The sequence below is a fragment of the Scytonema sp. NUACC21 genome (assembly GCF_054684315.1).
Genome location: NZ_BAAFZH010000075.1, coordinates 32,968 through 57,657, shown reverse-complemented (window position 1 = coordinate 57,657; position 24,690 = coordinate 32,968). Strand labels below are relative to the sequence as shown.

The 24,690-nt window shown below is 41.2% G+C and carries 25 protein-coding genes and 2 pseudogenes; 5 read left to right on the top strand and 22 right to left on the bottom strand.

The genetic code is table 11. From position 1 onward, the window contains the following. Positions 1–107 precede the first annotated feature (107 nt). From ACYRY3_RS15335 to ACYRY3_RS15275, 13 genes and pseudogenes are all read right to left on the bottom strand, one after another. Positions 108–1,766 carry an ATP-binding protein gene (locus tag ACYRY3_RS15335; protein WP_460202501.1) on the bottom strand — a complete coding sequence of 553 codons (1,659 nt, stop codon included), beginning with the start codon at positions 1,764–1,766 and terminating at the stop codon, positions 108–110. A gap of 150 nt (positions 1,767–1,916) precedes the next feature. Beyond that, positions 1,917–2,555 carry a pentapeptide repeat-containing protein gene (locus tag ACYRY3_RS15330; RefSeq protein ID WP_460202500.1) on the bottom strand — a complete coding sequence of 213 codons (639 nt, stop codon included), beginning with the start codon at positions 2,553–2,555 and terminating at the stop codon, positions 1,917–1,919. Between the two features lie 313 nt (positions 2,556–2,868). Further along, entirely contained in the window at positions 2,869–4,266 is a 1,398-nt protein-coding gene (locus ACYRY3_RS15325) for a DICT sensory domain-containing protein (protein WP_460202499.1), read from the bottom strand. Positions 4,267–4,398: 132 nt separating this feature from the next. After that, positions 4,399–4,653 (bottom strand): annotated as a pseudogene (locus tag ACYRY3_RS15320) (photosystem II high light acclimation radical SAM protein); the annotation flags it as partial. After that, a pseudogene (locus ACYRY3_RS15315) lies at positions 4,652–5,629 on the bottom strand (glycosyltransferase); the annotation flags it as partial. The pseudogenes ACYRY3_RS15320 and ACYRY3_RS15315, both read right to left, overlap by 2 nt. After that, complete coding sequence (locus tag ACYRY3_RS15310) at positions 5,626–7,470, bottom strand: ABC transporter ATP-binding protein (RefSeq protein WP_460202498.1); 1,845 nt, start codon at positions 7,468–7,470, stop codon at positions 5,626–5,628. The pseudogene ACYRY3_RS15315 and the gene ACYRY3_RS15310, both read right to left, overlap by 4 nt. An 83-nt stretch (positions 7,471–7,553) precedes the next feature. Continuing rightward, positions 7,554–8,750: a glycosyltransferase family protein gene (locus ACYRY3_RS15305; RefSeq protein WP_460202497.1), complete on the bottom strand. Its 1,197-nt coding sequence runs from the start codon at positions 8,748–8,750 to the stop codon at positions 7,554–7,556. 154 nt (positions 8,751–8,904) lie between these two features. Continuing rightward, complete coding sequence (locus ACYRY3_RS15300; RefSeq protein ID WP_460202496.1) at positions 8,905–10,134, bottom strand: glycosyltransferase family protein; 1,230 nt, start codon at positions 10,132–10,134, stop codon at positions 8,905–8,907. A 161-nt stretch (positions 10,135–10,295) separates the two neighbouring features. After that, positions 10,296–10,652: a response regulator transcription factor gene (locus ACYRY3_RS15295; protein ID WP_460202495.1), complete on the bottom strand. Its 357-nt coding sequence runs from the start codon at positions 10,650–10,652 to the stop codon at positions 10,296–10,298. Positions 10,653–10,885: 233 nt separating this feature from the next. Continuing rightward, a complete protein-coding gene (locus ACYRY3_RS15290) occupies positions 10,886–11,554 on the bottom strand; it encodes a response regulator transcription factor (RefSeq protein ID WP_460202494.1) in 669 nt (222 codons plus the stop codon). After that, positions 11,532–13,103 carry a sensor histidine kinase gene (locus ACYRY3_RS15285; protein WP_460202493.1) on the bottom strand — a complete coding sequence of 524 codons (1,572 nt, stop codon included), beginning with the start codon at positions 13,101–13,103 and terminating at the stop codon, positions 11,532–11,534. Before ACYRY3_RS15285 ends, ACYRY3_RS15290 begins: the two co-directional genes overlap by 23 nt. 257 nt (positions 13,104–13,360) lie before the next feature. Continuing rightward, a complete protein-coding gene (locus ACYRY3_RS15280) occupies positions 13,361–13,771 on the bottom strand; it encodes a DUF1636 domain-containing protein (RefSeq protein WP_460202492.1) in 411 nt (136 codons plus the stop codon). 50 nt (positions 13,772–13,821) lie between these two features. Then, positions 13,822–14,214: a carboxymuconolactone decarboxylase family protein gene (locus ACYRY3_RS15275; RefSeq protein ID WP_460202491.1), complete on the bottom strand. Its 393-nt coding sequence runs from the start codon at positions 14,212–14,214 to the stop codon at positions 13,822–13,824. Positions 14,215–14,265: 51 nt separating this feature from the next. Here ACYRY3_RS15275 and ACYRY3_RS15270 point away from each other — a divergent pair, with 51 nt between their 5' ends. Next, on the top strand, positions 14,266–14,907 hold the full coding sequence (locus tag ACYRY3_RS15270; protein WP_460202490.1) for a DNA-3-methyladenine glycosylase family protein: 642 nt from the start codon (positions 14,266–14,268) through the stop codon (positions 14,905–14,907). A gap of 19 nt (positions 14,908–14,926) precedes the next feature. On the opposite strand, the gene ACYRY3_RS15265 is transcribed toward ACYRY3_RS15270, so the two are convergent. Beyond that, a complete protein-coding gene (locus ACYRY3_RS15265) occupies positions 14,927–15,058 on the bottom strand; it encodes a hypothetical protein (protein ID WP_460202489.1) in 132 nt (43 codons plus the stop codon). A gap of 272 nt (positions 15,059–15,330) precedes the next feature. Between ACYRY3_RS15265 and ACYRY3_RS15260 the strand changes: the two genes are divergently transcribed. Further along, a complete protein-coding gene (locus ACYRY3_RS15260; protein WP_460202488.1) occupies positions 15,331–15,588 on the top strand; it encodes a hypothetical protein in 258 nt (85 codons plus the stop codon). Positions 15,589–15,740: 152 nt separating this feature from the next. Here ACYRY3_RS15260 and ACYRY3_RS15255 read toward each other — a convergent pair whose 3' ends face one another. The 7 genes from ACYRY3_RS15255 to ACYRY3_RS15225 all read right to left on the bottom strand — a co-directional run bounded on the left by ACYRY3_RS15255 (position 15,741) and on the right by ACYRY3_RS15225 (position 20,996). Then, a complete protein-coding gene (locus ACYRY3_RS15255) occupies positions 15,741–15,815 on the bottom strand; it encodes a hypothetical protein (RefSeq protein WP_460202551.1) in 75 nt (24 codons plus the stop codon). Beyond that, positions 15,790–15,930: a hypothetical protein gene (locus ACYRY3_RS15250; RefSeq protein ID WP_460202487.1), complete on the bottom strand. Its 141-nt coding sequence runs from the start codon at positions 15,928–15,930 to the stop codon at positions 15,790–15,792. The genes ACYRY3_RS15255 and ACYRY3_RS15250 overlap by 26 nt, the downstream gene beginning before the upstream one ends. 38 nt (positions 15,931–15,968) lie before the next feature. Then, a complete protein-coding gene (locus ACYRY3_RS15245; RefSeq protein ID WP_460202486.1) occupies positions 15,969–16,487 on the bottom strand; it encodes an SDR family NAD(P)-dependent oxidoreductase in 519 nt (172 codons plus the stop codon). A gap of 108 nt (positions 16,488–16,595) precedes the next feature. Continuing rightward, a complete protein-coding gene (locus ACYRY3_RS15240) occupies positions 16,596–16,829 on the bottom strand; it encodes a hypothetical protein (RefSeq protein ID WP_460202485.1) in 234 nt (77 codons plus the stop codon). Positions 16,830–17,535: 706 nt separating this feature from the next. Continuing rightward, entirely contained in the window at positions 17,536–18,504 is a 969-nt protein-coding gene (locus ACYRY3_RS15235; protein ID WP_460202484.1) for a threo-3-hydroxy-L-aspartate ammonia-lyase, read from the bottom strand. 29 nt (positions 18,505–18,533) lie between these two features. After that, complete coding sequence (locus tag ACYRY3_RS15230) at positions 18,534–19,736, bottom strand: AAA family ATPase (protein WP_460202483.1); 1,203 nt, start codon at positions 19,734–19,736, stop codon at positions 18,534–18,536. Between the two features lie 267 nt (positions 19,737–20,003). After that, positions 20,004–20,996 (bottom strand): RNA ligase family protein, encoded by a 993-nt coding sequence (locus ACYRY3_RS15225; protein WP_460202482.1) that lies wholly within the window; start codon positions 20,994–20,996, stop codon positions 20,004–20,006. 729 nt (positions 20,997–21,725) lie between these two features. On the opposite strand from ACYRY3_RS15225, the gene ACYRY3_RS15220 reads away from it, so the two are divergent. Continuing rightward, the gene (locus ACYRY3_RS15220) at positions 21,726–22,532 is read left to right on the top strand and encodes a tetratricopeptide repeat protein (protein WP_460202481.1); all 807 of its coding nucleotides are present in this window, start codon (positions 21,726–21,728) and stop codon (positions 22,530–22,532) included. An 83-nt stretch (positions 22,533–22,615) separates the two neighbouring features. Here ACYRY3_RS15220 and ACYRY3_RS15215 read toward each other — a convergent pair whose 3' ends face one another. Continuing rightward, positions 22,616–23,473, bottom strand: coding sequence for an oxidoreductase (locus ACYRY3_RS15215; protein WP_460202480.1), 858 nt, complete (start codon positions 23,471–23,473; stop codon positions 22,616–22,618). Positions 23,474–23,817: 344 nt separating this feature from the next. On the opposite strand from ACYRY3_RS15215, the gene ACYRY3_RS15210 reads away from it, so the two are divergent. Beyond that, complete coding sequence (locus ACYRY3_RS15210) at positions 23,818–24,183, top strand: hypothetical protein (protein WP_460202479.1); 366 nt, start codon at positions 23,818–23,820, stop codon at positions 24,181–24,183. A gap of 145 nt (positions 24,184–24,328) precedes the next feature. Then, positions 24,329–24,616 carry a DUF4126 domain-containing protein gene (locus ACYRY3_RS15205; RefSeq protein ID WP_460202478.1) on the top strand — a complete coding sequence of 96 codons (288 nt, stop codon included), beginning with the start codon at positions 24,329–24,331 and terminating at the stop codon, positions 24,614–24,616. The last annotated feature ends 74 nt before the right edge of the window (positions 24,617–24,690 follow it).

Here is a 24,690-nt window from a genome sequence, read left to right as displayed (position 1 = left end):
GGAGAGGGGGGGAGAGGGAGAGGGGGAGCGAGTTTTTTGGTTTTTGTACAAATTGTTTAATCATAACTAATTAACCGGACTTGATATCATAAAAATTGGTAATACCTCTATATTTCAGGTTGCGACAGAGGAATTTTAATCATAAATTCCGTACCCTGCCCCAGTACCGAGATACAGCGCAATTCACCTTGATGTTTTTCTATAATTTGATGGCTGATAGACAAACCCAGCCCCGTGCCTTTGCCAACGGACTTAGTTGTGAAGAAAGGGTCAAAGATACGTTGCTTTATTGCCTCCGAAATGCCAATACCATTATCAGTAACATAAATAGCCACTTTTTCACCATCTAGTAATTCAGTACGAATTTGAATTTGAGGTAAAAAATTTTCTCCTGCTTTATTTGCTCTTTCAAGCTTCTGTTCCAGAGCATCAATGGCATTCACCAGCAGGTTCATAAACACTTGATTTAACTGACTAGCATAACACCTAACCCGAGGTAAGTTGCTGTCATAAAGTTTAATAATTTGAATTTCTGGGCGTTTGGTTGTTGGCTGCAGTCGGTGTTGCAACATGAGCAGCGTGCTATCTAATCCTTGGTGAATGTTAACAGTTTTGATAATCGCTTCATCTAATCGAGAAAAAGTCCGCAGTGACAAAACAATATCTTGAATTCGTTCAGCCCCTGATTTCATCGAAGATATAACTTTTGGCAGGTCTTCCTTTAAGAAATCGAGATCCACTTGTTGTATCAAAGCTTTGATTTCTAAGTTTGGGTTCGGATTATACTCTTGGTATTTCTCAATTAGAGCAAGCAAACTTTTGGTATAGTCAATCACATAATTCAAATTACCACAAAGAAAATTGATGGGGTTGTTAACTTCGTGAGCGATACCAGCTACCAATTGACCCAAACTAGACATTTTCTCTGTTTGAACCAAGTGACTTTGAGTGCGCTTTAGTTCTTCTATCGTCTCTTGTAGCTGCATTGCTTTTTGACGTTCTCGCGCTTCGCTTTCACGCAAAGCATTTTCTACCTGTTTGCGTTCAACGACTTCCTGTAACAACTGGTCGAGTACCTGCTGAAGTTCTATTGTGCGTTGAAGTAATGCAGTTTCTGCCTGTTGTCGGCGTAAATCGTTTCGGTGGGCGGCTATGACATTGCTACAGGTTGCCAAAAATGGTTCCAAGTAGGTTATTAATGACTCATCATAACCATCAGGACGGTTAGCAATTCCGACCATGCCTACTAATTGGTTGTCTTTATAGAAAAACGGCAAGCCCAGAAATGAATTTAAGGGTGGATGACCGTCTGGTATTCCTCCCCGGTGAGGGTCTGTGGCTACGTTGGAAATTACAGGTTTGCCTGTGACGAGGACAGCACCGAAAAGAGTTTTTAGATTGTGAAATTCCATTCCCTTAGGTGCATTTTCCTCATAGAAGGTGCGTGTCTCTTCATTCGAGGAAATGTTTGTGATAGCGTGAGTTTTGAGGTAAGATTTACCTCGTACTTTCATGTGTGCTTCTAATTGAGGTTGACCATTGTCTGCGTAAATAACCTCTCCAATAAAACCGTATTCGCTTTGCGTCAGTTCTAAAAGATTTTCTAATAAATTCTCAAATAGAACGTGTGGGTTGGCATCCACAATGAATTGAGACTGGGCGACAGTGAGAGCTTTTAGCAAATTATGGCTTGCTTCTAGCTGCTGTAGTGTATCTTGCTGCGATCGCAATCCCAGAATTTGACTCGCTGTTTCTGAGGATATCATTTTCTTTTGGATAGATGCTTAAATATCATTTGTTGTATGTTGGATTGATAACATTTTGGCTGGAATATTAGTACCGTACCATTACGGACAAATGATAAAGCCTTCTTACTGTTTGCAAAAAATACACTTTTTGGAGCAACTTTCTCGCCACTAACCCGCTTTTTCAGCCACTGTTCCTATCAAACAAGCCCTGTCTAAATTAATACCGCTCAAAATGGCACCTTCTAATTCAGCACACAGTAAATTTGCCCCAGTTAAATTTGCACCGCTCAAATTCGCCCCTCTTAAATCAGTTTCTTCTAAATTTGCCTCACTCAATAATGCCCCTTGTAAATCTGCGCGATTTAAATCCGCTCCTTTGAGATTTGCCCCAGTTAAATTTGCACCACGCAAATCAGCCCCTCGAAAGTCAACACCTTGTAAATTAACATTCATCAAATTGGCACCATTTAAAAAAGCCCCAGCACAAGAAACTTCACTCAATTTTGCACCCATTAAATTAGCGCCCCTCAGGTTGCTACCCCGCAAGTCGGCTTCTGTTAAGTCCGCTTGCATCAAATTTGCTCCCATCAGGTTTGCCCGCAAGTCAGTTTCTACAAGAATTGCTCCCATTAAATTAGCGCCTTCTAAATGCCCGCCCTCAAGTCTAGAACCTGTAAAATTGACGCCAATCAGGTTTGCACCAGCTAAATTAATGCGGTGTAAATCAACATTTGATAAATCTTCGTCTTCTAAACAAGCACCAGGTAGTTGCTTGAGTTTTCCCGAACGAATTTCTTCTATATTCATCTAATACTGTCCTTTTTCACTAGTCATTTGTCCTTTGTATGGGTTTAAGATGATTTTCTTTTCACCCACCTACTTCATCGATCGCCCAAAGACCCAAAGTTGCCGATCTTGTTTTGCGTCACATTATTTAAAAGCGGGCTAAAATCCTTGCGGTGAGTTCAGTGCCTACGGTGACCCACGCCCAGGCTACTGGCTATCCCGTTGGGATAACATAGAACAAACAGTTCTATGCTGAGTCTGGTGAAGTCAGTTAATCGAATTACTCCAATTAACTACGAATGACTTCGTTTTGCCTAGTTCTCTTTGGGTGATACTATTTTCCGTAGCTGCTCGTGTGCTTGCTTGTCTTAGTCTCGCTATCTAGGTTACTATCTAGCAACCACACACCACTGCTAACTTTGGGTGTTATCTGAGGTAAGTCGAGTCCCTGCTTTAAGCCCATAACTAATATAGTTAGGGTATCTACAAGTTTAGGGTCAAAGCGGTGCGATTGGAGTTGGCTGCATTCCTCCAGGGCTTGGGTATATATGTCTTCTCGGTCGGGGTTCAATGTCCTTTTCTTGTTAACCCGCCACTGGAAATCTGCGACTAGGGATAGAATTCTTGACTCTAGAGGAATTTCATCCCCAGCCAGTCCTGCTGGTTCTCCCGTACCATCCCACCACTCAGTTTGGTGTGTAATAATTTGTGCGATCGCTCTCAACCTTGGCATTCTTCGCAGAACTTGTGTTCCCGGTACTAGGGGACAAGTCAGAGGACAGCTAGGTGCTTCTTGTTCGTAGCGAGTATGAGTTCCTGGAGGAAGAATACTTTCTGCCCGTTGTAATGGATCTATACGGTGCAACCAACCTGCAAGGCGCAGTCGTTTCATTTGCCATGCCGGAAGATCTAGAAGTTGTCCTATTGTTTCTGCGAGTGCCACAACTTCTGCTGCTGCCATTGGGTTGTTGACATCAGCGCTATCAACAATTTGTGCCATCCGCAAAAATGCTTGAATTTCGTTAGAAACCAAATTGCGATCTAGTGCTTGATGGCGAGTGGTTGTCGGGACGGATATATTGACTTGTCCGTTTTGGAGATAATCTACGACCAGGGAGGTAACTGCACTCAAATTCTCTAGTGCCCCGAGATTGGGCTGAATTTCTTCTATGTGGGACTTGAGTTTTTTTGCCAACTCCCCATTGTAGCCTTCAATGTGGGCGATCGCCAGTTCTGCTGTTTGCCGTACCAACTCTGGTTCAAATGTCCACAAACCGTAGAATTTGCGTTCTATATCTGATGCTGGTAGTCCAGAGGAGCCGTAATCTGCTTCTGACAACTCTTGACAAATCACCATTGCCGTGTATCCACCTGAGAGGATAATCAGGTGCCATTCCTGTGCTACTGGATCTGTTTGGTCTAATGAAACCAAGCTGACATTAGGCAACTGGCTTGTGGGGTGTTCCATGAACCCACTATCTGGGGTTGCCATGATGGTAATTTGGCGGGATTTTTTAGCTATGTCTGCATATCTTTCGGCTTCTTGTAGATACCACTTTCCTTGTTGGAAGGCTGTAATCACTAGGGGTTTACCATCATCTTGTAAGATGCGGTCTTCTAAGGCATGGCACAGAGACACTAAGGTATTTTTGTAGTAAACACCGAATTGAATTGGCTTTTTACTATGACGATGAGCTGTTTCTAGTTTTTGTAAAATTGAGCCTTCTAACATGTGATTTTATCAAATGACGCAGAGGAAGGAGGGAGGGAGGGCAGGAGGGAAGGAGGGAGGGAAAATGAGCTAGTTTGAGAAATTGAATGTAATAAACTGTTACTCAGTTATCCATTCTCCCTCCCTCATTTTCTAAGAGATAGTGACTAACTGTTTCTCTTTCGTTTCAACAGGTGCGGAAAGTGCTTCTTCTAGGTCGGCACAACCAAACCTTTCTTCTAATATTTTCATAACTTCGCGACCGAAGTCATTAGGATTTCGTTGCCAAGCTTGCAAGCAAACCTTACCAAAGAAGGAACCCAACGGTTCGGGATTCCACAGAACTTTTCTAAAGTTCCAAGGCATAAGGCTCATTGGGTTCCATCCTTGTTGGAGGACTCCTTCTTTTAAGCGTGTTGACGGGTGCATCTTGGTTACCATCTGATGCAGTGACACTGGGCGCAATAAAAATATGGCAATCGTTGAGAATATCAATAATTTCCTGCTGCTGTTTCCAGCCTAAAAGTTTGACAATATTATTAAGGTTGAGTTCGTCAATCAGGTTTTGGAAATGTTCTTTTAATAGACCATCGCCGATGATGTTGTACTCAATATTCTGGTTTATATGCGGTAGTTTTGCAATAGCACGAATGGCATATTCTATTCCTTTTTTTTCTACCAGACGACCTGTGGTTGCAATCCGTATTTTTTTGTCATCAGGTAAATAGCGTGGGGTGAAGGTAAATTTACTACAATCAATTCCCGAACCGTGGACAACTATTTTTTTTGAATTGCAACCTAATGCGATCGCTCGATTGCGAAAAAAATCACAGTTGGCGAGAAAAAAGTCTCCTTCTTGGAAGAGTTTTTCGTAAACGCGATCGCCTTGTTCTTGAACGTAGCTACTGATATCTATTCCGCGAAATGTTGTTATCAATTTGCCCTGCAGTAACCCCGTTTGCCGAAACACTAATCCCATTGAACCTAAAGTTCCAAATTGGCAGTGAATAATATCGTATGACCTGTCTTTAAGTAAAGATATTCCTCTATAAAACCACTTTAATGATGTCACTTGCCGACCGTATTTAAATATATTCAGCAATTGCAAACAGGACAAAGAGCCTTTATCTAGATTTGCAAGCAATAATGCAATGGCTTTGAGAACACGCCATAAATAATTATCTGGTCTAGTAGGGGGGTAATAAGTGCGTTCGAGCAAGCAATATTCTTCTACCGTAGGATGTACTTTAGAAACATTTGCTGGAGGCCCATTCAAGGCATAGATACGAACTTCATGCCCGCGATCTATAAGACCGGTGATTTGGTTTAAAATGAAAGCTTCTGATAAAACAGGAAATCGCCAAACTAAAAATGCAATTTTCATATTATCAATCCTTTGCGACTACTGCCATTGTTGAGAATATTTTGTAACTGATATAAAGTTGCGTAGCGATTGCCCAGATTCATGAGTTCGTGGTGAGTACCACTTTCTAAAATACGTCCGTCTTCAACATAGAGAATCATATCTGCGCGTTCCACCGCTCTAAGATTGTGAGAAATAAGAAACGATGTTGTCCGTTGAGTTAATCGTTCTAGTGCCTTACTCACAGCCCGTTCGCTAGCATTGTCCAAACCTGTGGTTGGTTCGTCCAGAATGACAATTGGGGCTTGACGGATAGCAGCACGAGCGATCGCAATCCGCTGCCGTTGACCACCCGATAAAGTCGCACCTCGCTCGCTCAAGATTGTGTCATAGCCTTGGGGCAAGCCCATAATAAAATCATGGGCATTAGCAAGGCGAGCAGCTTTTTCCACCTCTTGGTCGCTTGCTCCTAATTTTCCGTAAGCAATATTTTCCCGGACACTGACAGCAAACAGAATGCTCTCCTGCATAACGGTGCTAATTTGCTGGCGAAGAGAGTCCAAAGTATACTCGCGTATATCCTGCCCGTCAATCAAAATTCGACCTTCAACAGGATCGTAAAGGCGGAGGATAAGGCCGATCAGAGTTGACTTACCACTCCCTGATGGTCCAACAACACCTACTTGTTGACCGGGTTGTACCGCAAAGCTAATATCTTTTAATATTTTTTTATCTGGTAAGTAAGCAAAACTCACATCTTCAAAGCGTACTGCTCCAAAAAAAGGATGAGCTTCTTTTGAACCTAGCAAATCCCTGACACTTGGTTCATATTCTAAAAGTTCAACAACTCGCTCACCTGAAGCAGTTGCTTTGGCAATTTGCCCTATCTGGTTGGAGAGTTTTCGCATCGGTTCAAAGGCATTTTTCATATAGGTGATAAACACCAACAATTCGCCTGGGGTGAGGGCTTTGTGTAAAACTGCTTGCGAACCCCGCCATAAAACTACAGCCATAATAACTGCTGTCAACACCTGCACTGTCCGTTCGAGGGCTGCTGACAATCTCAGAGATTCTGTAACTTCATCTAAACTTTTTTTATTTTGCGTTGAAAAGATGCTTTCTAACAAATTATGGAGAGAAAGCACTTGTACCACCTTGATAGCACCAATTGTTTCACCTGTTGTTGAAGCCAAAACTCCTTCAGAATTGCGATGTTTGCGAGCAAACTTGCGAATACGACTAATAATACGGGTGGTCAAAAAAAGAAATAAAGGGAAAATAGTTAATGCCATCAGTGCCAGTTCCCAATTGAGCCAAAACATGACTGCCAACATCCCAATAAGAGTGACAATATTAGTCACTAAAGGTAGGACAGTTTTGACGATTGCAATCCGCATCTTTTCAATATCAGTTGTCACGCGAGTAATTAAGTCACCGCTTTTAAACTGTTGGTGAAAAGATAGGGAAAGACGCTGTATGTGGCTAAAAAGATCGCCGCGTACTTCTGACAAAACCCGAACAACAGCCAAAGAAATACCATAAGTACTTAAATAAGCAGTTATGCTAGTCAGCCCGGAAATGACCACCATTGCCAAGGCTAACAACGAGAGTAGTACCATTGGTGGTAAACCTTTGCTGATAATACCTAAAGAGTTGTTGTGAGCGGGTACGAGAATCTGGTCAAAAATGTATTTTAAAGGCCAAGGCTCCAATAGGCGAAATCCCGTTTCAATGAGTAGTGCAAAGAAAGACGCTGCAAAGAGGGCTTTCCGCTTGCGGATGTAGGGCGAAAACTTTAATAAAACCCGCCGTATCCCCGGTAAAACCACCTTTAAATCTTTTTCGTTAGAGCGATAACCCATTCACCATCTCTCCCTATTGTTCATCCTTCATCCTTCATCCTTCATCCTTTACTCTTCATCCTTGAGTTGGCTGTATTGATGCTTTAGGCAGCACAAATAGTAGAAGTTTTGTCGAGATACTCTTTGAGGAAATTTGCAGTGTTTCGAGCACCTTCTAAGTCGAAATTGTGGTAAGTATTTGTTGGTTTCTTTTTATTAAGACAAATCATAATTCTCTGAGCAAGATTGACAGGTTCTAGATCGCTTAAATGAATAACTTCTACAATTCCCATTTCTTCTAGCTTTTTGGTTCTGAATAACTGCTCCATATCCCGGTCATAATGTCCGATAGGAACTACGATTGCACGAACACCAGTTCTGAGAATATTCATAGTTGTATTGTATCCAGTTAAGCTAATGGAAAGATCGGCCTTTTCCATATAGTTTAGTAATTGAGGAGTGTATCTTTGGAGGTTAACATTACCTCGATTTAATGCTGCTTTCTCTAGCTGTGAAAATTGGGTGTTTGGCAGAAAAGGACCTGTAAATATTTGAATCTTATGGGAAATTTTATTTTCTAAAATCCTACCAGCTTCTATAGCGGACTCTAGCAGTTCATATCCCAATCTTCCACCACCAACGCTGACTAAAATTATTGGGTTATCATTGTCTATTGTTGCTAAAGCAATATCACCTTCTGCTACTTTCTCCAAGGGTAATTGCGCCACAAATCCAGTGTACTGAATTTGACATTTGAGGTCTTTGTATCTGGGGAAGCTGACTTCAAATGTTTGAAATTTGGGGTCTGAATGAACTAGAATCAAATCAAAATACTGGTTTGCGAGTTGACAGATAGTATCTGCTTCTTCAGAAAGGGTAGCCCTACCGATAACATCTCTGAGACTGCAAACAATTTTTGTATGAGGTAAGTCGATCTGTACGTATTCTAGAAGAGGAAGCAATTCAAAGAACAGCTTGTGTCTACCAAAAGGGAAAAACTCTGTAATTAAACAATCAGGCTGAATTTGAGCGCAAACATCAATCAGTTGATTTTTCCTAGTCTGTTTAACTTCTTCAATACTTTGGCAACCGTCAGCTATTTGGAATTTTCCATCCTCCAACCATAGAGACGGAAGATGTATGGCTTCAACACCTGTAGGAATTTTAAAGCCTTCAATAGGAGGACCACCATTGATAAAATACACTTTAAATTCTTTGACCAAACTTCGCACTATTTCCGTACTTCTAACAAGGTGTCCCATACCTGTTAAATACTGGCAATAAAACAATATTTTTTTCATGAAATATCCTCTATTTTTTGTTGCCCTACTAGGAGCAGGTTTAACTCATTGTATATACAAGTCAGAAATAACTAACAGGCTCTGGTTTTAGTATCAGTTTTACCCCTTCCTAGCCCTACCCTTATAAAAGAGAGGGAATTTTATTTATTTTTCCTTAACAATTAACCATTATTTTCTGATAAAAATTCTGCAGCTTTTGTTCTTTAACTGTTTGAGATGCCAGCATAGAAATATAGTGATTCACTACAGGCAAAGCGTTCATATCGAGAGTAAACGTGGATGAAATTGCCTGTTGTTCTAGTTGATTCAAAACCTCTTCTATTAAAATTTTTGAATTTATATCCTCTGGATGAATTGTTTTGCAAAGACCTAAATTTGCCATTCGCTCTGCTCGTATCAACTGTTCCTTAGATGGTTGAATGCGAGGCACAATAACAGCAGTTTTTTTTAAGGATATTATTTCGCAAACGGTATTATAACCACCCATTGAAACAATTGCATCCGCTGCGTTAATATAGCTCGTTAAGTCATTTGTAAATTCCCCAATTTCTACATGGGAGTAATTTTTTGCCTCTTGATATAAAACTTTTTTTTGCTTTTCTGGCATCTCTGGACCGCAAATAATGAGGCTTTTGAGGTTGTGGTGTTTTGGTAGCAGTGCTAAACCTAATAAATAGGTGTTAATTAACTGGTAACCATCTTCTCCTCCTCCAGGAGTCACTAAAATCAGTTTCTCATTGGGTTGTATTCCCAACTCTTGTCTTATTCTATTAGGGCTTTTTAGTTCAGACGAACGGCGAATATAGCCACAGAACCGTACTTTCTGCGCTACAAAAGCCGGAAATTGATATTCTTTTACGACATCAAAAACTTTTGGAGTTCCTACAACTAACACAAGGTCGTAAAACGTTTCAACAGCTTGATAATATCCGTGCTTTTGCCAGTCTGCGATCGTTGTTTCTGGACTATCTAAAATATCTCGCAGTAACAGAATTAGTTTGGTGTGGGAGAGTGTAGTTTGCAAATACTGTAGGGTTGTAGTTAACTCGTTTTTCAAACCATAGGGCTTTTTATCTATCAACAATAGATCGGGCTGATAATTTCTAACGATTGATAGTATTAGTTCCGAACGCAACTTTACTGTTTCATCAACGCTACACCCCAAGTATTTGACGGCTACATTACCTGTTTGTCCCCGGTTCAAACAGGGAAGTTTGATGTAATCTAGCCCCTTTGGTAGTCGAAAATCATGAAGCATTGGTGAACCAGACACCAGCAGAATGGAGAGGTTTTCGATCTCTCCAAGCAGATGTTCGCAAATCGCAAGCATTCTGCGAATATTTCCCAGACCGAAGGCGTCGTGAGAATAAACTAATAACCTCATTGTTTGATATCCCTCGATACTCTGAGTTTTGTGTCAGCTATCAGCCATCAGCAAAGTTGACCCATGCACATACTGACAACTAGTGATGAGTTGTTCATGAAATTTACATGAGAAAATTCTCATGAAATAGTTCTCATGAGTTTTTTAGCTTTAATCTTCAACTAACTCAGTTGAACTCGTACTCTTGCCAATAAATCTTGAAAGCTAAAGGGCTTATTGATATAGTCATTAGCACCTGCTTTGAAAGCAGCTTTTTTATCCCGCTCGTCCGTCAGTGCTGTCACAACGATAATTGGTAAGTGTTGGCCGTTATTTCGTAGCTCTTTTAGCACTGTCAAGCCATCTTTGATAGGTATGTTTAAATCCAGAAGTATCAAGTCAAAAGTGCTACTTTGAGTTAAGGCGATCGCCTGTTCTCCATTTGCTGCAACTGCGGTGTTAAAACCATTTTTTTTCAGACCTTTTTGAACAAAAGCAGCAAGGCGCTCTTCATCTTCTACAATCAAAATTTGATTCATGTCATGTAAAAGCAGGTATAAAAAATACAAAAATAGCAATAAGTGTTAGCTGTTTTGGAGTGACAGCTAAGCTGAGACACCTAACAATACCTAAAACTAATTCAAATTGAATAAAAATGATAGGAAAATTTTTGAAAAATATTATCAATCTCTAGTATGAATTACTCCAATCCACATTCCGCAGATGCGATCGCCCAGTCAGTACTATAGTAAACACTGATTTCTGTTCTCCATCACTCTCGCAGGCGATAGCCCATACCTCTAACCGTTTCAATGAGGTCACTGCCTAGTTTCTTTCGCAAATAGCCAACGTAAACATCAACAATATTAGAACCGGGGTCGTAGTCATATCCCCAAACCCGATCCAAAAGTTGTTCTCTACTCAAGACTTGATTGGGATGACGAAAAAAAGTTTCTGCTAGAGTAAATTCTCGGGTGGCTAGATCGATAGTGCGATCGCCAACTTGTGCTTTGCGAGTCCGCAAGTCTAAAACAATACCCTTGATTTGAAGAACCATTTCCTCCGGGCTTTGCGTTGTTTGGCGGTTTCGCAATCTCACTCGCACCCGTGCTAAAAGTTCCTCAAAACGGAAGGGCTTAGTCATGTAGTCATCAGCACCACCCTCCAACCCCGCCACCTTATCATTGATATCATCACGAGCGGTGAGTATGATAACAGGTAACTGTGCTCCCTGTCCCCGAATTTGTTCTAGAACCTCCAAACCATCTTGCCCTGGAAGCCCCAAATCGAGAATTAGCAAGTCAAAGTGATTACCCAAAACCATTGTCAAGGTTTCTTGAGCATCCGTTGCAATGGAGGGCATAAAACCATGTGCCCTTAATCCTTTCTCAATAAAAGCAGCGATGCGAGGTTCATCTTCAGCAATCAAAATTTGAGCCATAGGCGTTTCGTGGGAATGAAGGTGGTTCTATAGGTAAAACAATTGTGAAAATTGCGCCCTTTCTTGGCTGGCTGTGAAGTTTCACTTCACCAAAGTGAGCCTCAGCAATTGCCTTAACAATCGACAATCCCAAACCTGCTCCTTCAGAACGACGACGACTATTTGCAGCACGGGCAAAGCGTTCAAAGATACGTTGTTGGTCGGAAAAAGCAATGCCTTCTCCAGTATCTCGAACCCAAAAATGGACTTTACCCCTTGCAATCACAGATCCGATGGCTATAATATCAGCGTTTTTTGTGTATTGAACTGCATTTTGTGCCAGATTCATAACTGCCTGAGTCAGGCGTTGGCGATCTACAATAATTTGACCAGTGGCAGTTGCATCTAAAAGCCAGGTGCGGTTTCCCAGGGCTTTCGCTTTAGCAAATAACTCCTCTGTTATGGAAGTTACATCAACCCTTTCTAGCTGTAAAAAGTCTGCTTGTTCCGCTCTTGCTAGTAAAATTAGATCTTCCACAAATCGACTCATGCGGTCTAACTCGTCCAATAACAGTATTCGAGTTTCTTGCATCTCTTGTGGGTCATCTTCCATTAATTCTAAATGTCCCCGAATGATAGTAATAGGAGTTCGCAGTTCATGTCCGGCATCGTTGATGAAATTCCGCTGACTCATGAATGCTGCTTGCAGCCTGTCCATCATCTCGTTAAAAGTAGTTGCTAATTCTGCGATTTCACCCTTTCCCTGGACTGAAATACGTTTTTCCAGGTCACATTCCCCTATCGAGCGCGTGGTTGCTACAAACAAGCGAAGAGGAGCCAAGACTCGTCCAGAGGCGACCCAAGCTAGTACCAAAGCCACAAGCATAACTACACTACTGACTTGGACAATCACTGTTATAGCCTCTAGAACTTCTCTACGCTCACCTGCTGTTGTATGAGCCACCACAAAGACGCCAACAGTTGCCCCATTGATTTTGACTGGTTCTGCAATGTAAATGATACTGTTAATGGAGCTATCTGAAACTTGCTTTTCCCCTTGTTCTGAGTGAGTGAGTTTTGCCCAGTGCTGCATTAACTCCGAATCTTTTGCTAATACTGGTTTTGGTCGTCCTCTAGGGCTGGACTTATAAAATTTTCCGTTCACGAATGCAATCAGGTACGAATCGTCTTCAGTCAACTGGTTAAACAAAAAGATACTGAAAAAATCTTTGAGTTCTTCTATGGATGATGGAGATTTGAGATGCTCATTGCTCTCGTGACCGATTTGAGAATCGTCTATCTCCTCAGAATCTGCTTTCATCTCGTAAGGTATGGTTTTACTGGCAAGCAACTTTTTGAATGTTTCCATTTTTGCCTGAAGTTCCCCACGAACTCGCCCATCTACACGGGCATATAAGAATAGACGAAAAGCAGGAATAGAAACAACAAAGATGAACGTTATAATTAATACATACCAGAGAAGAATTCGAGTTCTTGCCTCTCCAAAAAACTTTTGCCAACCTTTGTAGAAGTTAGGCTTAGTGGCAATACTATCAGTTTGATTAATCACTTTTAGGATGATTTTCTGCCACACTGTGTTACGTTCTATCAGATTTTCAGAGTAGGATTTACTTTTTGGTATTGTAACCTGGATAATTATTTGGGGTTGTTAAAAGAAGAAATCTCCCATTCCATCATATACGACTGGATGGGAGTGATTTAGATACAGCATTTTTCAGGTAAATGAAGTACATAGGTAGGGGCTCTCGGCTGTTCGCCCTTACAACAACCTGTACCTCCTCCGCGTTGCAATCTGCTGTAAGTTTTTTAGAACGACTGTTCGTTGCTTGGTGTAAGTAAAGGAGGAATTCTCGCTACAATCCCTTTTTTCAGGGGTTCCGGTCGTTCTGCCCAAGGTAACAACCCTTGAGGATGAGTGTGGTACTTGTTAGCGCACTCTAATACCCCAGTAATTTCTACAGGTGACAAATCGGGTGATAAATCGCCGAAAAGATAAGTATATTTTCCTATAGAAGCAAAGGAAATAGCACAGGAACGACTGCAAGCACTCATGCACTCTACGGGTTGAATAGCAAATTCTTCTTCCAATTCCCAACCCTGACACTGTTGCTTTAGAATCTTTAACAACTTTTCTCCACCACTTTCACCAACACGCTTTCCATCTTTCCACTGACTTGCACAGGTGGTGCAGACAAATAGACTATGTTGTCCTTTCATTGATACCTCATGTTCTAAAGCAAAGTTTTGTTTATTCACATCTTGCAATCTTAAACTTTAAACTGCTCATCCACCGGAATCCTATAACCGTTTGCAAGGCGATTTGTCATATTTGCTGTAGCAACGATCGCCATCAATTCGCCAAACATGGGGTCGCTCATGCCTTTTGCTCGCCCACCGGCTGTGTGGGAGGCAATACAGTACTCACAACCATTTGTAACACTTACAGCTATATAAATCAACTCACGCATCAGCGGATCGAGTTCGCCGGGACTCGTCATAACTTCTTTCACCGCTTGCCACGTTCGCTGTAAGGTAGGAGGATGGTTCGCTAAAGCTTTCCAAAAGTTGTTGATATAATCAGTTTTGCGGGTGGCGCGGATGTCATCGTACACCAAACGGACTTCATCACTAGCTTGTTCGTATTCGATAAGATTAGTCATGTCGCGGTTATATCTAGTAGCTTCAGGTATTATCAATCTTTTACGCGTTTTATGATTACCAACTTAGAGTGTTTATCACAAGAAAGTTTTCTCAGTGGTTTGATGGAGCTTGCCAATCGCGATCGCGATTTCGCCCACATTTTAGAAACTTTTGGCACTCCACCAATATGGAGTAGAGAACCTGGTTTCCCAACACTTCTCCGCATTATTTTGGAACAACAGGTCTCTCTAGCTGCAGCCAGAGCAGTGTTCGAGCGATTGTGTCTGCTGGTCGTACCACTGACACCGGAAAATTTTCTCACATTCAATGACCTTCAATTAAAGGAAATCGGGTTTAGTCGGCAAAAAACTGTATACTGTTATGCACTGGCAAATGCGATCGTTAATGGTCAGCTTGATTTAACTCAGCTAGAGACATTGGATGAAACTGCCATCCGAACTGAACTTAAGCGAATTAAAGGAATCGGAGACTGGACGGTTGATATTTACTTGCTAATGGCGCTACAATATCCCGATGTCTTCCCTAAAGGTGATTTAGGGCTTGCTATAGCCTTGCAGAAAATTAAGGGTTTGACAGCACGCCCAACCCCAGACGAACTAGAAGCGATCGCAGAGAGTTGGCGACCGTGGCGTGCAGTTGCTACAAGAATTTTATGGCATTACTACCTGGAAAGCCGCAAAAGCAAACTTTAGATAACGAGCGTAAAATAAACTAGCCAAGCACTAAGCGATCGGAGATAAAAAGCACAGAGATTTTTATTCCTTGGGTAAGGCTGACACCAATAGGTGTCAAATCGTAAGCAGAAAATTGACTTTTTAAAATATCTAAAAGCCAGGGATACATTATAAGATTTTTGGGATATTTTATATTGTTCATATCATCCCATTAATTTGTTCTATTTGAAAAAATAAATGTGTTTTTGGACATCACAAAATCGAATGCTTCTGAGTATGATTGTTTATGATATTGTCTTAATTAGATCCAAAAAATAATTTCTTAATGGAGACAATATAAGTGACGTACACTCTTAAACACCGCCATCTTCGAGAAGGCGAATTTTGGTGTGAAATCCCTGCTTTCGCTAAGGTTTCTCAAAACGAATTTCTCGACTACAAATGGCAGATAAAAAACATCGAACTGTTTGTCGATGGCGGTATGGCACAGATTTGAAGCGCCGTCAAAGCGGTCGGTCGGAGACCATCGCCATTCGAATCCTCCAGTGTGAGACATTGGCAGAGATGTTAGGTCGGCTAAAGACACAGCGATTGGAAGATGAAGCACTGGAACGCCAACAGCCAACTTTGAGTGCAGCACAGCTAGGGGTAAAAGCTGCATTGACACTGTTGGCGAAATATTGCTTAACAATGAGCTAGCTCCATAACTTGTGTGGCAAGAACTTTTGGTACACGAATCGTAATTGTGTCTTTATTATTCCAAATTGCTTAACTAAGCCGCATTTTCACGTCTTCCTCCCCTGTTCCCGTGGCGTGATAATTTCATGTGCTCGAACTATTTACTGAATTAATCACACAATCATTTTAACTACTCCTGGTGCAACGGCATTAACGGTAATGTTATCTTTCCCCAGTTCCAGCGCCACGGATTTGACCAAACCTATGACGCCCCACTTTGTCGCGGTTAGCTACTCCAGCAACACCTTGGCGACCCCCAATCGATGAGATAGCAATGATTCTGCCACTTTTCTGCTTTTGCATCTGTGGAATAACTGCCCATATGGAATTGGCAACGCCTGTTAAGTTAACATCGATAACATCAGTTCTGTACGGTTTGCCAGACGGTAGCTGTGAATATTCTTAACTCCTTGTGGTTGAGCGATATCAAGCAATGCTATATCTGCACCTTGCCGCGCTAACTCAACAGCTGTTGCAAGACCAATTCCTCGCGCTGCACCCGTAACTAAAGCGACCTTGCCTGCAAGCGGGAGAGAGGATGGTGCTGGCGATGCTGCGGTTGCTGGTTTTTGAGGTTGTGCTTCTGCTTTTTTAGGAGATAGCCCCGCACCTACTCCCACTCCTGCAACTGCTAATGCTGCATTCTTAATTAAGTTACGGCGGGTTTGACTAACTTTTTTGATCCTCATCATTTTTTTACCCCAGATAAATTTGCCGTTGAAACCTGTTTCTGACTCTGATACAAAATTACATCGGCAGCAATTGGGGAGAATTGTAAATTCTTGCTCTTTTTCTGGAGTCAAGAAGTGAGAAGCGTCAATGAGTGCATATGTAGCGTAGCAGCACAATGAAAGCTGCATACCTCAAATTCATCATCATTCACTGCTATATGTAAACAAATTTTAATCAACTGTATTGTTTCTACTAACTACTAACCACTCACCACTAACGGTCGCCACACACTGGATTTATTGTGATAAACGTGCAAGAGCTAAGTCACGGATTAATGTAGTTCTAGAGTAAAGGTAGGTGCTCACAGAGTTAGTTTCTTCACTACTAAGCAATTTCTTAGCGTCAAGCTGTTTTAACAATTGCTTGACCAAATCTGTGTCATCGAGCCTGAGCAGAGTACTGATCTGGGTTTCTTCAATCACAGACCAGAGATAACGTAATGTTGAAGAGTTCACAGAGCATACCCCCACAGAGATGTTTAAAATCTAAAAATTTTAATTAAAACCAATAATTTTGGTTACTTAAATAATATTGTCTCAATTAAGCAATACTCAAACCTTTCTTGAGATTTATTTGTCTGTTGTTAGAACTCATGCACAAGTCGGAATTCAGGTAAATTTTATTTGTGTAGATGAATACAAGTTCTACAGAGTAATTCATTGGAAACAATATTGTGTCGTTTAATACAATTTGAAGATATCTTTTATTGATGACGTTCTATCTACAAGCAGGTGAAGATTAATTAACAAAATTGAATGATTGAAAAATTGGACAAACATCAATATTATAACTGCCCCTACTGTTTTGATTTGTTAACAGCGGGGCTTTTTATTTTTAATGCATGCCCAAAGCCATATGTGGTGGGTAGTGCTACGTACATTATTAGATATGGTGGGCAGTGCTACTAATGACTACGTACATTATTAGATATGGTGGGCAGTGCTACTAATGACTACGTACATTATTAGATATGGTGGGCAGTGCCCACCCTACAAATGACAAATGACAAATGACAAATGACAAATAACCAATGACAAATGACCAAGGACAAATGACCAATGACAAATGACCAATGACAAATGACCAATGACAAATGACCAATGACAAATGACCAAGGACAAATGACCAAGGACAAATGACCAATAACAACCTTCAGTTACTTTTCTTCATACTGACTTACTTAAAAAATAATTGACCCACTTTCGCTAAATCCACGTTACCACCAGTAATAATCACACCTACCCTAGCCCCTGGTGCTTTGACTACACCTTCTAACAGCGCTGCTGCTGCTAGCACCCCAGTTGGTTCAACGACAATTTTAAGACGTTCCCATAAAAAGAACATGGTGCGAATAATGGCGTCTTCTGACACTGTGACCATATCGTCAACGTATTGCAGCACCAGTGGGAAGGTAATTTTACCTAAGTAGGGAGTACGAGCACCATCAGCAATGGTATCGGGATTGTCTACAGTTTGGAGGGTTTTGGTGTGAAAGGAACGTGTCGCATCATCGGCAAGTGCTGGTTCTACTCCTATTACCCGACAGTTGGGTAAAACTGCTTTGGTTGCAATGGCGCAACCAGAAAGCAATCCGCCACCACCGCAACACACTAATAGCAAGTCTAAGTCCCCAACTTCTTCTATGAGTTCTTTGGCAGTTGTACCCTGTCCCGCTACGATGTGGGGATGGTCGTAAGGAGGAATTAATGTCAAACCCCTTTCCTGTAAGAGTGTTTGAGCTAATTGTTCCCTGTTTGTTTGCTTGCGGTTATACAAAATGACTTCAGCACCATAGCCACGGGTTGCGTCTAACTTAACGGCTGGGGCATCCTCTGGCATGGCAACTGTGGTGGGGATTTTTAGGAGTTGTCCGGCAAGTGCGATTCCTTGAGCGTGATTTCCAGATGAAAAGGTAAGCACACCTTTTTGTCTTTGTTCTTCGGATAGCTGTGATAGTGCGTTGTATGCACCTCTGAATTTAAAAGACCCCGTGCGCTGAAAGTTTTCGCATTTGAAAAATACTCTAGCATTCGTGCGATCGCTAACCGTTCTTGAAGAAATCACAGGGGTGCGGTGAGCAATACCTGCCAACCGCTTAGCTGCTGCTTCTATATCAGTTACAGTGACAGAATGATGCTGTGACATGAACTGCCATTCCCCAAATACAAATGACTTTAGACAAATTTCTGAGTGAACTCATACATGAGATCTACTCTGCCTTTCCGTAACATAGCAGGGTCTAATCTTTCTGTTGTGTTACACGTCATCAAAATCACCAACTGCTGCTGTATCTGAATACCAGTGTCCTCAATCACACTTTGGTATACGGTGCCATCTAACAAGCTCAAAATGTGTTCGGTTTTGTTGCTGTATTGCGCTACTTCACTTCCACGATTTTGTGCTAAGTTATCAGCTTCATTAACAATCAGACAAATTTTTTCTAAGTATGTGGGAGGGACAAAGTTAGCGATCGCATCATGATCCAAAATAAAAATCACATACCCTAAAGGCATGAGGATTTCTTTTGCCACTGCTTGTGTCCAAGCTGTTTTACCCGTACCTGGTTCTCCATGTACCAAAACAGCTAACTGCTTCTGATTGAGAATTGCCTGCTGTACGGTATCGGTAAAGCTTTGAATGTCTGCTGGAAAGCTACGAATGGGGAATTGATTGTGTACCTTACCGACACGACTTTGATAGCCACTTAGCATAACTGCTAAATCGTAAGTCGCTTTATTAATCAGTGGCACTAAGCTTTTCGCCATGATACTATATTGCCGTCTTCCCCTGTCATAAGCATCGACTTGTAGCCAAACATCGTGCTCAGACCAGTAGGCATAGACAGTGTTGATAACATCCAAGCGTTCCCAGCTAACAAATTTTTCTACTGGAAAATAAAACTCCCGTTCTAAATAATACTGTGTAATAATATCAGGGCGTCCCAATAAATCCAAAACACGCAACACGGTAATTTCTTGGAGGCGATTGAGAACATAATCAATAGGTATGCTATTGCGGCTGACAAAATGGACTATAGGGGTTTCCGTACTGAGCACATCTTTATAACGATGGTCTGGAGAGAGAGGATCGGGGGTGATATAGTTCCAAAATTTTTCTACCTCGTAGCGTGTATTATCAGAAACAACATTTAGTAAGTTAGCCCACCAAGTATAATTATTACGTCCCAAAATCTCAGCAATTCCACTAGCTAAATTCAAACTTTTTTGAGTAAATTCCTTTGTATCGTTACGTGCTAGATGCCAAACAAACTCCCAGTCTAACTCTCGGTGGAAAGGTCGCCAACCACTTTCCAGTAAACTTTGACGATTGCTATTATTTGGAGCCCCTTCATTGTTTCTGTAGTAATCAAAATCCATAAATTTTCATTTTGCAGCAGCGTTGATGTTATCCTTTCTTCCTGGGGTAAGAGCTTTATATAAAGTTGTCTTATTATGGCTGTTTGGCTTTGAACTTGAAAACGAACGTCATGTCATTTCTGCTTCATTAACCCTGTCAGCATTGTATACTTGATTCAAAATACTTGCATTATATCAACTAAAAATTTAAGTAAATTTTATTTATCATATTCCGGACAAAAAAACCATTGACTGTTAACACTCTACCGTCAACAGTCAACAACAGTATTAATGTAATTCCGTTCCTTCCTTACGCAGTAAGTATCTATCGCTAATTAATTTCAGGACTACCCTACCTATTTTTGGATGATTTCTTTCAACTACAGGCTGCACAACAACACCTTCCATTATACAGTCTCGGCTGAGTACGCTATTTGCATTATTGAACTGAGACACTGCCTCCCAGCTGTAAGCACCTTTATAAAGTATGGGTACTCTTGGTAAGGAGAACTCTTCGCAAAATGCTACAAACTCATTGTAATTAAGAAATTGACTACCATGACGAACTGCAAATACAGCCAGACCCAAGTCACCATTGTTCAAGCCGTATTTAATATCCTGAACACCATATATTTCGCCAAAAACTTGAGTTGCCAATGGCAGTTTTTGCAAAGCCATGTTTTCGTGGTAAGCACGAATATAGACTAACTTTTTGTTAGCTTCAGTATTTTTCCAAAAGTAGTTGTGGCTGCCAATGTGTGTGTTACCATCAGCATCGACTAAAACAGTAAAGTTAGTTCCGTGTAGCTTTTCTGTGACTGCGACTTCCTCACCTTCAATTAGCACATCTTGATAGCGTTTGAGGTGTTCCGGGCTGGGGAATTTATAGTGCCCGATCGCATTTTCCATTTCCCCACGCATTTTTTCAGGAATTGGATATTCGTACTTAGTCACACCAAAATGTGCAGTGTAATCATCTCCAGGTTTTCCTGTAAAATTATCGCCTACAGGAATGAGCAAACCCTCAGAAAAAATACCTCGCAATTTAGCAGCACGCAGTTTTTTAGAGTAATAAGAACGAATATTAAAATCATCTAAATATTGTTCTGGAATAACACTGTCAATAGGAAAGTAATAAGCTAAATCTCCAGGTTTAAAATTTCCTTTGGCCGTAATAACCTGATATGCCATCCCCTCTACATTGGCTATGTCCAGTCTATCAGCATTGGGGTGAGTAACAACACTCTTGATTTCAACAACCTCAACTTTAAGGGTGCTCATAATTTACCTCCCTTTATAAGTATTTTGAAAAAAATTAGATAGTTTGCAACAAACTATTGCTGTTAATTATTCACAGCAATAGCTCTACATGAAACCTACGATTGTATACAGATGCAATGGAAATATGCTTTGATATGGCAATCCTAAATCTTTGTAAAATTCTTCCTTCTCTCTTTTCTTGGCGCTCTTTGCGTCTATGCGCTAGCACGCACGCTAAGCGCAAAGTACAGGCTCCGCGTTGTCGTAGGCTATGCTCTTTGGGCTATACGCTATGGTAGTTAATTTTTACAACTTAAATAGGACTGCTATAGAGGGTCAACAATATAGGTTTAATCTGACTTTAGCCCCTCATAAAAGAGAGACATATTACTTTTATAATACACATACTACAAAATGTCAAGAATTAAAAATGAACCCATGAGAGCATGGGTACATTTGCCTCACTAGGGTGATTTTCACTTTAGTGGTGCCCGCCAATACCTCAATTGTTTCCTACACGGTCTTTCGGTGGGCAGCATACACCCTACAATTTCTCGTTTATTCACCTAAAAACCGCTGTCACGTACTGGTGCTCTAGATCTGATTGCGTAGTTTGGCTTATAAAAACGTTATAAAAAATACTTGATTTGACACAGAATTTAAAACACCGAGTTTGTTATTTTTCCGCAAGATTGGGCATCCTAAGTTGGAAGCAATTTCCTGTATGGTCACACAACTAAATAAAAGTTTATGAGATTAACTTCAACTTCAATTGCAATACTGGGTGCGATCGCTGTTTTAGTAAGTACTCCTCAAGTTTATGCTCAAACACCACCAGAAATGGTGAGCCCTCAAAGCACTCCAACTGAGATGCTCAACCAAGGGCTGGAAAAATCGAATGCAGGAGACTTACAAGGAGCATTGGCAGATTATACTCAATCAATCCGCCTCAACCCCCGCTATTCCCTCGCATACTACAACAGAGCCATAACACATTACGATTTAGGAAATAAAGAGGCAGCACTTGCTGACTACAACAAAGCCATCCAAGTCAACCAAAACTGGGGTAAGGGAGGACTCGTGGATGCTTATATTAACCGAGGACAACTACGGGATGAGATAGGTGATTATAAAGGGGCGCTCGCAGATTATAACCAAGCTATCCGCATAAATCCCCAAGATTCTGAAGTGTACTACAACAGGGGTATTGTCCAGCACAACACGGGGAATAAAAAAGCCGCAATTGCTGACTATACAAAGGCAATTCAAATCAACAATTGGACAGACAAAGGACCCTACTCTGCATATCTTAACCGAGGAAATGTACGATTGGAATTAGGCGATCGCAAAGGAGCACTGGAAGATTACACTCAAGCAATTGGTGCTAAATCCGATTATGCTCTAGCTTACAAAAACCGGGGCATCCTGTACTTAAACACAAAGAAGAGTCAGCAGGGAATCCAAGATTTGAAAAAAGCAGCAGAATTATTTCAGCAACAAGGTCATCAAACTAGGTACGATCGGGTCCTTCAAATCCTAAAAGACTATCAACGCTAATACGTAGGGTGAGCACTGCCCACCCTAAAATCATTTAAGCAATAATACTTAAGGTGGGCACTGCCTTGTGATTCTTCCGTATATTAGCCGCCAATTGGAGCAACTACAGCATCTTCATAGGCAGTATTCATTCCAATTTCTTGCCACTGCTCAAATTCTTGGCGTTCGGCTGTCCGCTTTTGTTCCCACAAACCGTAAGCGTCCGCCCCCAGCATCAATCTCAATGGCGGATTCTGTGATTCAATCGCTTGAATCATCACCTGTGCTGCCTTTCTCGGATCGCCTGGTTGTTTGCCGTTACTGCCGTAGAGATATTCTCGAATCGGCTCGACTACCGCTTTGTAATCATCAATTTCTTTCTCAGGCTGCATATTGGCATCTCCAGCGAAGTTGGTACGAAACGCTCCGGGCTCGACAATTGTTACGTTAATACCGAGTGGTTTAACTTCATCACGCAAGCCTTCAGAAAAACCTTCGACTGCAAATTTTGTCGCGCAGTAGAGAGCGAATCCACCCATCGAAGCTAAACCACCAATGGAAGTAATATTGACAATATGACCGGATTTCTGGTGGCGCATCACTGGCAAGACTAAGCGTGTCATTTCAATTACGCCGAAGCAGTTGACTTCAAACTGTTTTCGGATCTGCTCAGATGAAAAACCTTCTAAAGCACCAAGAGAACCTTGTCCTGCATTATTGACTAAAACATCAATCCGCCCAAAGCGTTCAATGGCGGCTTGAACAGATGCTTGTCGCTCTTGAGCGCTGGTTACATCCAGCCGAACAGCAATTGCATTCTCCGGGTGTGCTTGTGCCAATTGAGCAACTTGTTCGGGTTTTCGTGCCGTTAACACAACTTTGTCGCCACGCTCTAAAACTACTTCTGCCAGGGAGCGACCGAATCCGGTTGATGTTCCTGTGATCAAATAAACTTTGCTCATAAAGCTTCAATAGTAAGTGGCTTTTGTACAAAAAGGCTGAAGTATAAAGGCTAAAGGATGAAAGTAACAGGATTATACTATAAGCTTTACAACGAGCGTGCAATAGTAGCCTTATTTTCGCCAATTTGTACTACTATCTATCTTTTGGTAGAAATTTTGGGCTACCTTGCATTTATTAAGGAATATCTTCAGGCAGAATTGTCTATTTATCTAAGGAAAAATGCGTAGATAATATTCCCGCCGTCAAGTGATTCTTGCATCCAAAATTTCACCCATTTGCATGAGGGCATGAAAAAATTGATTGCTTTACCCTAGTAAATGTAATCAAACCAAAACAACATGGTTTGAAACATTATTTTTCTACAAAGACAGCCATACCTTTAAAACTGCCACTTCAGCGCTCTATGAAAGTAAAAGCCTTAGTATACTTAGTGCCTTTTCTGCTAGTTGGGCAATCCTCTGCTTATGCCTTGCAAGATACTCCTCGTTTGAGTACAGTAAACACTCAACGTTTGTCCCGTGACCTGGTTCCCTTCAACTCCCAAGACTTTTTCAATAAAGGACAGGATTTGATTGAAAGAGAAATTCAAATTCTTAGAGAGAGACAAAATCCCTCATCTAAACCCGTTCTTAAAGTAAATCCGCAACCTCAAATCGAAGAGCAGCCCACACCCACTATCGACAAACTTAAACTTTTACCTCAAGAGTAGCCATTATCTAGGGGCTAGTTTAATGTGGTAATCCCTACTACTCTTTTGCTAGATGTTTTTAGTTATGGCTTTTTTCTTAAAAAACATTGTTATATAAGATTTGAAATTGTTTGAGCGCTCGAGCAAAAAGGTAGCGACAGTAATTATGGATACTTTAATAAGTATTAGTATAGGAGTTGCTCTTAGTGCAGCTTGTGGCTTTCGCATTTTTGTACCACCTCTAGTCATGAGTATTGCTGCAATTTACGGGCATCTACCACTTTCGGCAGATTTTCAGTGTATTGGAACATATCCCGCACTTGTGGCATTTGCCGTAGCAACTTGTATTGAGATTGCTGCGTATTACATTCCGTGGATCGAGCGTGGGTTTGGATGTCATATTGATGTTGAGCAAAATTTTGCAGATAATAGGAGCAAGGAGGCAGATTTTTGAGCGATCGCTTACAATACAGAACAATGACGAGGGCAACTGTGTAAGGGCGATCGCTTCTAGGACGGCTCGTGTTG